General features: G+C 55.6%; 8 protein-coding genes. 2 read left to right on the forward strand and 6 right to left on the reverse strand.

Going from position 1 to position 14,107, the window contains the following annotated elements; genetic code table 11:
- Positions 1-155 precede the first annotated feature (155 nt).
- The 4 genes from ACTHPM_RS24125 to ACTHPM_RS24140 form a co-directional block, all read right to left on the reverse strand.
- The gene (locus tag ACTHPM_RS24125; RefSeq protein ID WP_440397397.1) at positions 156-1,901 is read right to left on the reverse strand and encodes an ABC transporter permease; all 1,746 of its coding nucleotides are present in this window, start codon (positions 1,899-1,901) and stop codon (positions 156-158) included.
- Positions 1,902-1,918: 17 nt separating this feature from the next.
- Positions 1,919-3,001 carry an ABC transporter ATP-binding protein gene (locus ACTHPM_RS24130; RefSeq protein WP_440397396.1) on the reverse strand — a complete coding sequence of 361 codons (1,083 nt, stop codon included), beginning with the start codon at positions 2,999-3,001 and terminating at the stop codon, positions 1,919-1,921.
- A 101-nt stretch (positions 3,002-3,102) separates the two neighbouring features.
- Positions 3,103-4,185 (reverse strand): extracellular solute-binding protein, encoded by a 1,083-nt coding sequence (locus tag ACTHPM_RS24135; RefSeq protein ID WP_440397395.1) that lies wholly within the window; start codon positions 4,183-4,185, stop codon positions 3,103-3,105.
- Between the two features lie 35 nt (positions 4,186-4,220).
- Complete coding sequence (locus ACTHPM_RS24140) at positions 4,221-5,402, reverse strand: ROK family transcriptional regulator (RefSeq protein WP_440397394.1); 1,182 nt, start codon at positions 5,400-5,402, stop codon at positions 4,221-4,223.
- A gap of 61 nt (positions 5,403-5,463) precedes the next feature.
- Here ACTHPM_RS24140 and ACTHPM_RS24145 point away from each other — a divergent pair, with 61 nt between their 5' ends.
- Positions 5,464-5,865, forward strand: a complete 402-nt coding sequence (locus tag ACTHPM_RS24145; protein WP_440397393.1) for a hypothetical protein — start codon at positions 5,464-5,466, stop codon at positions 5,863-5,865.
- Between the two features lie 126 nt (positions 5,866-5,991).
- Here ACTHPM_RS24145 and ACTHPM_RS24150 read toward each other — a convergent pair whose 3' ends face one another.
- Positions 5,992-7,962, reverse strand: coding sequence for a LuxR C-terminal-related transcriptional regulator (locus ACTHPM_RS24150; protein ID WP_440397392.1), 1,971 nt, complete (start codon positions 7,960-7,962; stop codon positions 5,992-5,994).
- A gap of 224 nt (positions 7,963-8,186) precedes the next feature.
- On the opposite strand from ACTHPM_RS24150, the gene ACTHPM_RS24155 reads away from it, so the two are divergent.
- Complete coding sequence (locus ACTHPM_RS24155; RefSeq protein WP_440421712.1) at positions 8,187-11,870, forward strand: NHL domain-containing protein; 3,684 nt, start codon at positions 8,187-8,189, stop codon at positions 11,868-11,870.
- Positions 11,871-12,324: 454 nt separating this feature from the next.
- On the opposite strand, the gene ACTHPM_RS24160 is transcribed toward ACTHPM_RS24155, so the two are convergent.
- A complete protein-coding gene (locus ACTHPM_RS24160) occupies positions 12,325-14,064 on the reverse strand; it encodes a glycoside hydrolase family 35 protein (RefSeq protein WP_440397390.1) in 1,740 nt (579 codons plus the stop codon).
- Between the last annotated feature and the right edge of the window lie 43 nt (positions 14,065-14,107).

Raw genomic sequence — 14,107 nt, forward strand, 5'->3', positions numbered from 1 at the left:
TGCGTTTCTTGCTTGATTGATTTGGACTCAACGTTACTTCTCCTCCTTCAAGCATGCGAGTTTGTATCATTATCGCGGCAGGCCCGTACAGAATCGGACGAACCAACCGCGCAATGAAAGGAACTTGTACCGCTTCAGGTTCAGAACATCTATGGTCAAATCGCGGAGCCGGCATTGCCGCCGGTCAGTTTGCGGGAAACATAGAGCACGAGAATGATCATGACGATCTGCAGCACGCCGTAGGCGCAGGCGGTTCCGAATTCGAACGCGTACATCCGCTGGAAAATCTCGACCGAGATCGGTGTCGTCTTGTTCGTGTACAGCAGGATCGAGGCGACGAATTCGCCGATGCCTTCCACGAGCGCCAGCAGCGTGCCCGCCAGGATACCGCTCAGCGCCATCGGGAACACGACGCGGCGGAAGGTGTACCACCAGGAAGCGCCCAGGTTTCGCGCCGCTTCCTCCACCGAGCGGTCGGTCTGCATCAGCGTGGACGACGTCGAGCGGAAGATCAGCGGCAGATGCCGGACGAAATAGGCGAGCGGCAGAATCCAGAAGCTGCCGATCAGCACCTGCCCGAACGAGAACGCATTCGGCTCGCTGAACGCCGTGATCAGGTTCACGGCCACGACCGTGCCCGGCAGCGCCCAAGGCAGCATGATCAGAATATCGAGCAGCGTTTTGCCTTTGAAGTTCATGCGCACGATGGCGTAGGCCGCCGCGACGCCGAACAGCAGGTTGCCGATCGTGGCGGCGATGCTGATTTTGAAGCTGTTCGCGATCGGGCGCCACGTTTTGCTGTCCGTGAACAAATCCTTGAAATGATCGAGCGTGTACGATGGCGGCAGAACCTGGGTCGTCCACTTCCCGTCTTCGGAAAACGCGAGCATCACGATCACAAGAATCGGCAGCATGAGCACGAGCACCCCGAGAAAGGACAGCACCATCGAGACGTTGCGGCCGGCTTTGCTTTTCACCTCGGTCCGGTGCACGCTGACGCCCTTGCTCATGTTCTGATAGTTCCGCGCGCCCTGGTACCATCTCATCAGAATGAGGAACAGGATGGACACGATGGAGAGCAGGGTCGACTGCGTCGCAGCCATATCCAGATCCCCGTTCGTGCGCGACAGGTAAATCTGCATCGTCATCGTCCTCTCGATCCCGAAGATCAGCGGAGCGGTATACGACGCCATCGAGATCATGAACACGAGCAGCGATGCCGCGACGATCGCCGGCGTCAGCATGGGCAGAATCACCCGCCGCCAGATGGTAAAGCGGTTTGCGCCCAGGTTCGCGGCAGCTTCCTCCAGCGACGGGTCAAGCCCCTTGATTGCCGAGGACGCCGTCATATAGAAATAGGTGTACATCGTAAACGTATGGACGACGAGCACGCCCCAGATGCCCTTCAAGATAAAAGGCGGCTTCTCCAGATGAAACAGATGCTGCAGCCCCCGCGGAATAATCCCGCTCGAACCGTACAGGAATTCAAAGGACAGTACCCCGATCAGCGGAGGCAGCGCCATCGGTACGAGGACGAGCACCGACAGCAGCTTGCGGCCCGGAAAATCGTACCTCTCCAGTAGGAACGCCATCCCGACGCCCACGATGCCGCAGGTGATGACGCTGAGCACCGAGATGTATACGCTCGTCCACAGCGCCTCCAGATTCGAGGTGTGCTCCAGGCTGAAGAAGCGTGAATAATTGTGCAGCGAGAAGCTTCCCTCCTGCTTAATGCTCTGTACGAACGTCTGAAAGAACGGATAAATGACATAGGCCAGCAGGATGAGGAACAGCGGCGCGATCAGGACATAGACGAAATGCCGCGACGTGGTCAGCGCATTCCAACGGCTGTTCGGACGGAGCTGCGGCCGCGGCGTCAATTGAGGCTGTGGTTTGTTCATCGCTTCGGCTCACCCCCTTATTCCAAAAAGTAAATGCTGTCCGGAGCCACGGTAAACCAGATCTCCTCGTCCCGCTCCCGCATCCGGTGCCCCTGACCGACGAACAACGCCTTCACGGTCAGCGGACCTGCCTGAGCGATATAATTCACGCTGATGCCGGTGAATTCCGACAGCAGCACCTTCACGGCCATCGTATTGGCCTCGCCGCGCGCGGACGGGGCGGCCTCCCGGACCGCCTCCGGACGCACCGACAAGGTGACCTTCCGTCCCACCGCGAGTTTGCATTCGGGCGAAGCGTTCGCGGCAAGGCCTGTCAGCAGCAGGTCCGGCGCCAGCCGGACGTCCACTGTGCCGTTCTCCAGGCGCTCCACCGTACCTTCCCACAGGTTAGATTCGCCGATGAACGAAGCGACGAAGCGGTTGACCGGCCGATTGTAGATGTCATGCGGCGTGCCGATCTGCTGCACGACGCCGTCCTTCATGACCATGATCCGGTCCGACATCGACATCGCTTCCGATTGGTCATGCGTCACATAGATCGTCGTGATACCGAGCTCCAGCTGCAGCCGCTTGATCTCCTGCCTTGTCTCTTCGCGTAGCTTCGCATCCAGGTTGGACAAGGGCTCGTCGAGCAGGAGAATATTCGGTTCGATCACCAATGCGCGCGCAAGTGCGACCCGCTGCTGCTGTCCGCCCGACAATTGATCGATGCGGCGCTCGCCGTAGCCGTCCAGGTGCACGAGCTTCTGGGCGCGCGTCACCTTGTCGCGTATTTCTGCCTTGCCCTGTTTACGGACTTGGAGACCGAAAGCAATATTCTCGAAGACGGTCATGTGCGGGAATAAAGCGTAGTTTTGGAACACCATGCCCGTGTTGCGCTTGTTGGGCGGCATGTTCGTCACATTCTGCTCCCCGAACAGGATGCGTCCGCCCGTGGGATAATAGAATCCGGCGATCATGCGCAAGGTCGTTGTCTTGCCGCAGCCGCTTGGGCCGAGAAAGGTAAAAAACTCGCCTGGCTTGATATGTACGTCCACGTCTTCCACGCCTTTGGCCCCGCCAAAGGTTTTGCTGATGCGATCCAGCTTGACTCCGATCATCTTTAGTCCTCCTTCAAGTCGTTCACGTTATCCGGCAGACCCGGCGGGGTGCACCCCCGCCGCTGCCTTTTGTATCGCCTAAAAAGCTTGGCCCTATTCGGTTATTTGCCGCCCTTGCCCTTGATATTCTCGTCCCAATGCTGCATCCATTCCTTCTCTTTGTCCGCCAGCACGGTCCAGTCGAGGTCAAGCGGCTTGGTATCGAGGTTCTTGTACCAATCCGGGAACTGGCTCTTGTCGATGTCGGTCCGGGTCGGGATCTGGAACAGCTTGTCCGCCTTTTCCTTCAGCTGGCCCTCATCGAAAATAAAGTCGAAGAACTTCTTCGCGTTCTCCATGTTCTTGGCGCCCTTGACGATGCCGACGCCGTCCACGAGAATCGGCGCGCCGCTGGCCGGATAGATGTAATCGAACGGCTGCTTCTGCATTTCCTTCTGGATCAGGATATCCTGGAGGTTCCACAGCGACAGCTTCCCTTCCTGGCGGGCCAGTTTCAGGTACAGCTGCGTTGGGTCCTGCGTATACTCTTTGGTATTGGCGTCGAGCTTCTTCAGCCACTCATAGCCTTTCTCCGGGTTCGCCGGGTCCTGGCGGTAGATCATCGCGTCATAGATCGTCCGCATCGTGCCGGATGCCATCACACCGCGGATCAGGATCTGGTCCTTCCATTTCGGATCAAGCAGCTCGTCCCAATCCTTCGGCGCTTCCTCCTTCTTCACCGCCTCGGAGTTGTACATGATGACCTCGGGCAGCAGCATCTCGCCGTACCAGCGGTCCTGCGCGTCTTTGTATTCGGCCGGTATGCTGTCCGCATAGCTCGGCTTATACGCTTCGAGCAGGTCTTCGTTCGCCGCCGTGATAAAAGAGGACTGCGTGCCGCCCCACCAGAAATCCGCCTGCGGATTGGCCTTTTCGCCGCGTACCCGCTCCATGATCTGCTGGGCGCCCATCGTCATCACCTCGACGTCGATGCCCGGGTTCAGCTCCTCGAACTTCGGCACGATCTGCTCGACGACGTTTTTGTCGCGGGCGGTGTAGATGACGAGCTTCTTCGATCCTTTGGCGTCGCTATCGCCGCCGCCTGCTGCAGCCGGCTCCTTGTCTCCCCCGCCGCATGCCGTTAAACCAACCGTCATCGTCAGCGCCATGGACAGCATGCCGAGCTTGAACCATTTCTTTGTCATTGTTCGAATCCCCCTTATTTTTAAATGCCACAATTTTAACTACCGGCCGGCGCCGCTGCGAACGAGTGCGTCTCCAGCACGCTGTGCACCGCGCCCAGCAGGCCCGCGCGCTCGCGCAGCTCCGCCAGGCGGATGTCCGGGACGACCGGAATCCAGTCCAGCAGCAGCCCCCGGATGCGGTTCAGGCCGGCTTCATCCAAGTGAAGCATCTCCCCGCTTAGGACCAGCATCTCCGGATCAAGCACGCTGACTGTATTGGCGATGCCGGAAGCCCATCCGTGGTACACCTCGTTCAGCAGGCCTTCCGCCGGTCCGCTGCCTTCCTCGCTCAGACGGATCAGCTGCCGGAGAATGCTCGCCTCCGGATCGACAGCCAGGCCGATCGCCGCGGCTTTGTGGTAAATGCCGCTGACCGAGAAATTTTTCTCGAACACGCCGAATTCGTCCTTGCGCCGTCCCGGCGACTCGCCGATCCGCATGTAGCCGATTTCCCCGGAGGCCTCCTGGCTCCCGCGGTATAACTGCTTGTCCAGGATGATGCCGGCGCCGATCCCGGTTCCGACATACATGTACACCAGGCTGGATACGCTAGTCCCGGCGCCGCCGAAAAATTCGCCCTGCGTCATCATGTTGACGTCATTATCGAGCACGACCGGCAGCTGAAGGCGCTCCTCGATCTCCCTTCCCACAGGGAGGTCCATCCAGCCCGTGCTCGGTGCATGGCTGACGGTGCCATTCCGGCGCTGCGTAATGCCCGGCAGGCCGACACCGATGCCGATGACCCGGCTGCGGTCGGTCCCGCTCGCTTCGAGGAGATGCGCAAGCGTCTTCTCGAGCGCCTGCAGCGCAGACTCGCCGTCCACCGGCTGCTTCAAGCGCGTATGCCGCTGCGCGATTAGCTCGCCCTTCATATCGGCTACCGCCATTTCGAGCTCGCTCCCCTCGAACACGGCACCTACGACCGCATATGCCTGCACATTGTATTCCAGCAGGATCGGCCTGCGCCCCCCTCGGGATTCGCCGGTGCCCACCTCGTGAATGAGCCCTTCTTGAATCATCTCTTCCACCAGCGCCGAGACGCAGGGCCGGCTGAGGCTTGTTTTAGCTGCCAGTTCGGCTCGTGACAAGCGGGGCTCCTGCCGCAGCTGATGCAGTATCCCTTCCCGGTTCATCTGTTTGACGAGTTTGGTGTTTCCGGTTCTCCCCCTGCCGATCACGATTCATCCACCACCTTACTTTGTTAAAATAACTAACAAATTCAAATTTAGGGTCAAGTATATGAATGCGCTTACAACAAGTCAATGCGTTTCTCCAAAAATGGGAAATCCCTCCTACGCGTCGAAAAAGCCCGAATCCATGTTTTTCCTTCCCCTTCCACTGACGAATAAAATCTCCCCCGCCCCCATGGGTTACGGATTTCCCAGCTCTCCCCATCTTTGGAATGTCTCCTTGCCTAAGCCGAATTTTTCTCAAAAACGTTTTTGGCAGACTACGACTTTCTTCCCGCAACCTTTTTCCCTGTCGCCGATCTGCAATCCTCCCGATGGACCATCAAAAACTGACGATGAAAACCGGGCGTATCCTGATCAATATGTCATGCTCGGAATTCTTGACTCCTCTGTTCACGCAATCCATACCCTTACAAATCAAGGATCATCCCGTTTCAATATTGTGGGTTAAACCTTTCCAGACAAATGCTTTACTGAATCGAAGGGTCACTTGCTGCTCCGACGGGTTCCCTGCCCCTTCGCAATCTTCCGCGCCAACCAACAGATGGAATAGAACAGACGAAAAAAGCTGATAGAGCTAGAGCTCCATCAGCTTCTTTAGCAATTGCGTTTTCCTCGTAACGCCGGCTTTCTTATAGATTCTGCCGAGATGTTTCTTGATGGCGACTTGAGTGACGTTCAACTTCATCGCGATTTCCGCGATGGAATCCGTAGACAATACGAGCAAGGCGACTTCTCGCTCTTTGGCTGTGAAGCCAAACAGATTGTCAGGTAACTTCGGAGTCAGAGATAAGCCTGCGCTCTGGACCCACCTGTCGAAGTATGCCCTCTGCCTCTCTCCGCGAATGTCCAGCATGAAGGTGGGAGACGGGATATTTTCGCCGAAATCGTAATGAGTAGCTCCCTCAACTTGAATAAAGCCCATCCGTTTGGTGATTTCTTGGTGGTACGGCAGGGGACTTGAGAACATCAACGTTCCTTGTTTCAAAAGAAGGGAAACGAGCAAACGCATTAAAGCGGCACGGGCAGCGATGCTATCGTCCTTTCTCAGGTCGATGTGGTAAATGAACCATCCCGACGGCTGATCGGGGGAAGTACGATACTCGTCCAACTGCCCGGGGTCCAGCGTATTGAAATAATGCCTGGAAACGGGTTGAACCTGTAAATAGGGTAAGGAATCGCGGTGAATCGGTATGAAGATCGCCAGTCCAATCGTTGCCCCTTGGCGGTTCTTGATCATTCTGACCGTATCCGGACCGAATGTGATTAACCTGGCAGGATCAAGGTTGCCGAATGCAATTCGATCATGCTGAGCGGGAATGTCCATTTGATGCAGCTGTCCGGTTTGGGGATTAAAATAGCTTCGTTCGTAATCCGCTTCGGCTTGCATCACGTCTTGGATATGCTTCTCAGCTTGGTGAAGATTGTCTGCATGAACCGTCTCGTATTCGTATTCTCCGTGCGGTGTATCCTCTGAGAAGGTCGAGAGAAGGACGGAATCCTCCAGTCCTAAGATCAAATTCGCTATCGTATCCGTCATATCCCCTTCCGCGGACGGAGAGACGATTTCCCGGTGATAGAAGGCAATACTGCGATGCCGAAGCTGTTTGAATCGTTTGGGCGTACGAGCGCGGATTTCTTTGGAGAGGGTCGTTCTCAGCAGCGCATGAATCCGATATCCGCTTTTACAAGGCCGGGTGAAAGAGAGATCGGTGAGCCTGCGGAAGCTCGCTCCAGAAACGGGCTTGTCTATCATCCACTCCAGCAACTCTTGATTGAAAGTTCGAACGAGGGATGCGGCTTCTACCAGTTCTTGAAGGGATTCGTCCGGAACCTCGCGCAGCCACCGATATGTTAATTCCCGGAACAAGTCCTCCCACTGATTGTCCTTTTCCTCTGCGAATAGCTTCTCCAGCGCCAGACCGACGGTCAGAGACAAGGTTAGCGGATGGCCCAGTGTGAATCCATATAATCTGTGCAGTGTCGCTTCGTCAACAATTCCGAACCGCTCAGCATAGCTTGTACAGACGGCCGCGTCGAATGGATCCACCGGTACAGATTTGACCAAGCTGCGCCATACAGGCGAAGCGACCCAGCTTCCTTGCAGTGCATGCCGTCCTGAAATAATAAACAAAACATGGTCGCCGGTATGGGGGATAAAGCTTTCCCTCAGCCACCAATCCAGACTGCCGAGTTCTTCGTAAGTATCCATCGCTACGACGAGACGCGTTTGGTCCGCCATCTTGTTTAAGCCGTTCAGGCAATCTTCAACCGGACGATGCGTGATTTCGCCAGCAGGCGTCTGAAGCATCGTGTTCATTTTCTCGCATAGCCCTTGAGGAGTGTGGGAGAAGTCATTGCTGTCCAGCAGCAGGAACGGAACGAGGCGGGATTCGACTAATCTGCGGTATTCGTCCAGTAGAAAGCTTTTGCCGATGCCGCCTGTGCCGTATACATTGAGGATCTTATCGTGCAGATATTCCTGTGTCAGAAAATCGATGAACATGTCCTTCTCCCGTTCACGGCCGACGAAAAACCGACTTTCCATACGCTTGATCCGATGCTCGCTCATCTCACGTCCTACCTCTCGTTCGGAAAAATGTATACCTAAGTATACTATAAATCCCGATAAGACGTTGTTAGTATTTGGAAGATATTGAATGCTGTAGCTTACAAATCAACAATGGGAGAAGTGTGCGAATGAACGGGGTAAAAAGAGGTATTATCGTATTCCTTGCAATAATGTTTTTGCTCGTAAGCGGTTTGGCGCCGATGGGAAATAGAGTTTATGCCGCGACGACTAAAGATTTTATTGAAACGGTGGCTGGTGCAGGTACACCCGGATATTCAGGAGATGGCGGGCCGGCTTTACATGCAAAACTGAGGCAGCCAACCGGAGTAGCCATCGATCGCGCCGGCAACCTGTATCTCTCAGATTCAGCTAATCATGTGATCAGAAAAGTCGACTTGGCAGGGAATATCAGCACTGTTGCGGGGAACGGTTCCCGTGGATACTCTGGTGATGGAGGGTTAGCCACGTCTGCACAACTTAATATCCCTAGAGGCATAGCGTTCGACGATCATGGAAATCTGTATATTGCTGATAGTGAAAACCATCGTATCCGAATGGTTGATCTGGACGGAAAAATCAGTGTAGCAGGTACGGGAACAGCCGGATATTCAGGAGACGGCGGGTTAGCCACATCAGCTTCATTCAATAGACCCGTGGCAATCACGTTCGACCGTAAGGGTAATTTATTGATTACGGATCGATTAAATAGCTGCATCCGGATGATTGATCCAGTGACGGGAATCATCAGTACCCTTGCAGGTAGGGGGATAGCCGGATTTTCGGGAGACGGTGGACCCGCCGCTTTAGCACAATTAAATTATCCGGTAGGAATTGCCGTGGATAACGCAGGATATCTGTATATAGCGGATACTACGAATGCTCGTATTCGGAAATTTGACCCCGTGACGGGAATCATTAGTACCCTAAAAGCAAATTTGAATTATCCTAGTGAAATAGCGGTTGATAGCGCAGGAAATCTGTATTTCCAACTTTTGAACAATAACCATAGAATTCGTAAGATTGAGAAGGCGACAGGGAACCTCATTACAGTAGCGGGTATGGATACGAATGGATATTCAGGAGATGGCGGATTGGCCACGTCTGCACTATTGAATTCCCCCTCTGGGTTAGCAATCGACAGCGCGGGTCATCTCTATTTTCCGGACCAGATGAATCATCGAATCCGGAAGGTGACGTTCGCAGCAGCGCCTTCAGCGCCGACGAATCTAACTGCAACAGCAGGCATTGGCAAAGTGACATTAAGCTGGGACCCGGTGAACGGAGCCGATGAGTATAAAATATATAGAAGCACCACTGCCGGAACTTCTCATTCAGAAATCGCCACCGTCAGCGGTTCTGTATATAGCTATGAGGCGGCGGGATTATTCAATGGAACGACCTATTACTTTACGGTTAAGGCATCGGCTCCCGGTGGCGATAGCGGAGATTCCATCGAAGCGAGCGCTACGACAATTGCGCAAGTGGCAGCGCCCTCAGCCAATCCTGCCGGAGGTTCCGTAGCCTATGGGACAACGGTGACGCTCAATACAAGCGAACCAGGAGCGAGTATCTATTACACGACGGATGGCAGTACGCCAACAGACAGCAGTACGCTGTATAGTTCGCCAATCGTTGTGACTGGTGATATGACGATCAAAGCCTTTGCAGTGAAATCCGGTTTGGCGGGCAGCGAAGTCATGAGTGAACACTATACGATCCTAGCACCGCAACTTAGCCCGGCGACCGGCAATTTCGATAAGAACACCTCTACCCAAACGGATGTGACGACGACAATCATCTGGAACGGCGATACGCTCGAAAATATTTCGCTTGGAGGAACGGAGCTCGTTGAAGACACCGATTACAGCGTATCCGGCAATGTGGTGACGATCAAGAAATCGTTCTTGGCCGGTCAAACGATCGGCACGAAGTCCCTTCTCTTCACGTTCGCCTTGGGAACATCACTGACGTTTGCAATCGACATCAGCGACACAACGCAGGTGCCAGGAGCGCCGATGTTGAAGCCTGCAGTTCCCGGGAATGCGCAGGCAAGCTTGGAATGGAGCCCCGTGGACGGTTCGACAGGGTATACCATCTATCAAAGCGACGATCCCGCTTCCGTTGGATCTGAAGCCGGTTCTGTAAGCGGATCGGTCTATGCCTACACAGCGACCGGGTTAACGAACGGGATGCCATATTACTTTACGGTTAAGGGTACGAATGACAAAGGAGATAGCCCGCTCTCCAACATCGTGAGCACGACTCCATTTACGGTGCCGGGTGCGCCGACGATCGGCGCGGTGACAGCGGGCAACGGAGAGGCGTTGGTCCATTTCACGCCTCCTTCGGATGACGGAGGACGTCCGATCACGAGCTATGAGGTGACCACTTCACCCGGCGGCATAACCGGAGCGGGAAGCACCAGCCCGATCAAGGTCACGGGGTTAACGAACGGTACCTCCTATACATTCATCGTGAAGGCGATCAATCTGGCTGGAAGCGGAGTGGCTTCGGCAGAGTCGAATTCCGTAACGCCGAGTGCGCCGCCAATCGTTACGCCATCCGTTCCGAACGAACCTGAGAAGCCTGTGATACCTGTGAAACCTGAGAAACCGGATACTGGCGTGGCCGTATTCATCAACAGTATAGAGGCGAAAGCTGAAACGGCAACCGTAGAGAAGACGAACAAGGATGGCCAGCACACGACAACTGTCGCACTGGTTCCAACGAAGCTTGAGGAGCAGCTTGCCGGAGTTGATCGCGGGGCGGTCATCGCCGTTCAAGTCGCCCCCCCTTCCGATGTTACGACGGTAGAACTTAGTGGGCCGATCCTTCAATACCTGGCACAACAACAAGCCATCGTGGAAGTCCGGACCGAGGATGCCATCTATCGATTACCTCTCCAGCGGCTCGACGCGCAGTCACTGATCGGATCGTTTGGAGACTCAGCGACGCTGCAAGAACTTAGAGTTCAGCTTGAAATCGCTAAACCGACGACGGGCACGGTGCGCCTCGCCGAGAACGCTGCTGCCCAAGGTGAATTCGCCCTTATCGTCCCTCCGGTAAACTTTACGGTGAGGGGGATCTACGGCGCCGCCGAGAAGGAAGTAACCAAGTTCGACAACTACGTGGAAAGAATGATCGCACTTCCGGATGGCACGGATTCCAGCCAGGCTACGACAGCCGTCGTTGTAGAGCCGGATGGTACTATCCGTCATGTACCTACTCGGATGGTGACGCTTCATGGCAAGGCCTACGCCAAAGTATACAGCCTATCGAACAGCACCTATGCCGTCATTCGGCATTCGGTCACCTTCAATGACGTAACAGCGCAATGGGCCAAGGATGCTGTGGACGACTTGGGCTCGCGAATGGTGGTGAGCGGTGACGTCAATTCCCTGTTCCGCCCTGATCACGATATCACCCGCGCAGAGTTTGCAGCGATACTCGTTCGGGGCTTGGGGCTGAAGGCGGAAAGCGGCGCGGAGTCTCCTTTCTCGGATGTGAAGCCGGATGCATGGTATAACGGAGCTGTGCCAACAGCTCATACTTATCATCTGATCAACGGCTTCGGGGACGGAACCTTCCGCCCTGCCGACAACATGACGCGGGAGCAGGCGATGGCGATCATCGCAAACGCGATGAATCTGACCGGGTTGAAGGATCAGCTTCTTTCTTCTCAAGTGGAGGATGAACTGCTCAAGTCTTTCGTGGATGAGAACAACATAAGTGTCTGGGCAAGAGACGGCATTTCCGCTGCCATACAAGCAGGAATCGTCTCCGGCCGCGGCGGCAAGGAGCTTGCTCCGAAAGCGTTCATTACACGGGCAGAAGCCGCCGTGATGGTACAGAAACTGCTACGAGAATCCAAACTCATTGATTGATCTGAGGCTGGTCTGAAAGGGATTGCAATCCCTTCCAGAGCTGCGACTTCATACTTGAAAATCCTTGTGTATGAAGGGCTCAGGTTAATTAAAAATGCTCATAAATAAAAAAAGTACCCATAGATCGGACACCTGTCTTTCTAGGTGTCAGTCTATGGGTACTTGTTTCATAAGTTACTCAAAAGCTCAAATATCCGGCTGGCACTCTCTTGGTTTGTCGCGCCAGCTGGAATCGAGATCATGACCGCATCTCCCAAACGAACCTCGCTCGTTTTACCTCGTAGAATCGTAAATTACCATCCGTCGAGATGAGCTGCAGACGCCGGCACCGTAACTACGCGGAATTGGTGATTCCTTCTCACGCATTGCCGGCAAGTTCAGTCACTCCTGTATAGTTAAGCGTGATGATGTTGGTCTTATCCCGTACACGGAAGTCGGTGTCAGTGTCGCCGTCTCACGCCGTTTCCACGAACTCCACCTGCGGCGCATCGCAGCCGTACAGCTCGAACACGACGATCTCGTTGCTGCCTTCGCGCAGCAGCGGAGCCGGCACGTACAGCGTCTTCTGCGGACCGATGTTCCAGTAGCGGCCCAGGTTGAAGCCGTTCACGAACACGACGCCCTTCGTCCAACCTTCCAGGCGGATGAAGGTATCCGCCGGCCCATCAACCTCCAAGCTGCCGCGGTAAAAGGCCGGTCCTTTCGCCTGTTCGCCCGGAGCGTACTCCAGCCCCGACAGGTCGCGAAGCGGCAGCGGATGCGTCGTCCATTCGGACAGGAATTGTCTGCCGAACCGGACGCCTTCCGTAATCCCTTTGCGGTCTTTCATGTAAGGACCATAGTTGACGCGGCCCATGTTCTCCACGAGCACGGTCAGCTCAAGACCCTCCGGCGGAACCGCGAACCTGATCTGCTGGCCAGGCTCAGCTCGGTCCAGCGTTCCGGCAAGCTCTCCGTTCAGGAATACGAGCGCGCGGTCGCGCACATCCTGGATGAACAGCTCATCCTCCGGTCTCGGACCCGAGATGAACGTCCGGTACTGGATGAAGCCGTAGTCCTGACCCAGCTTTTCCATCGGTTCCGGATATGCGCTATGAACGGCCGTCGAGAGACGGTCCAGATTCGCAGGCAACGCGGCATGCTCCGTCAGAGCCACGGTGCCATAGGCCCGCTTCCGAATCGGTGCCGGCATCTCGGCCGGTTCGACCTCAACGTACTTGGAGATGACCTTCTGCACGGCATAATACTTCGCCGTCGGCTCGCCGTTCTCGCTCAGCAGCGCGTCGTAATCGTAACTGGTCACGGTCGGCTCGTAGCTGTCCGCGGTATGCCCGTTCGCGCCGTTCCAGAAGCCGAAGTTCGTGCCTCCGTGGAACATGTAAAAGTTCACGGAAGCGCCCAGGCGCAGCATGTCGTCCAGCACCGCGGCGACGTCCTCCGCCGGACGGGTATGATGCTCCTCGCGCCAGTGATCGAACCAGCCGTTCCAATATTCCATGCACATGATCGGCGCTTCCGGCTGGTATTCGCGCAGCTTCTCGAAGGCTTCCTGCGCGCGCGAACCGAAGTTCACCGTCGCCAGCACGCCGTCAACCATCCCGCCCTGCAGCATGGCGTCTTCCGGACCGTCGGAGGTGAACAGCAGCACGTCCATGCCGCGCTTGATCATCGCATCCTTGAGATAGTTCAGGTAGGCCTTGTCGTTGCCGTAGCTTCCGTACTCGTTCTCGATCTGCAGGGCGATGATCGGCCCGCCTTGTGTGCACAACAGCGGCTTCAGCTTCGGAAGGAGCACGTCGTAATAATCGTCCACATGATCCAGGAACGGCTGATGGAAGCAGCGCAGGCGCATGTCCGAATCCGCCAGCAGCCATGCCGGCAGCCCGCCGAATTCCCATTCCGCGCAGATGTATGGGGATGGCCTCACGATGACGTGCAGGCCTAGCTCTCCGGCCATCGTCACGAAACGCTCGAGATTGGCGATGCCGTCGAAGTTGAACTTCCCCTTCATCGGCTCGTGCATGTTCCACGGTACGTACGTCTCTACGGTATTCAGCCCGAGCGCCTTCAGCTTCCGAAGGCGATCCTCCCAATACTCCGGCACGACGCGGAAATAATGAAGCGCCCCCGACAAAATTTGAATCGGCTGGTCATCCAGAATGAATGAAGACCCCGAATAATGAAATGTTGGCATATATCCTCCCGCTTGATCGAAACCGGTAACAGGATTCCGGGAC

This window comes from Paenibacillus sp. SAFN-054 (assembly GCF_051966755.1).
Classification (GTDB): Bacteria; Bacillota; Bacilli; order Paenibacillales; family Paenibacillaceae; genus Paenibacillus_AQ.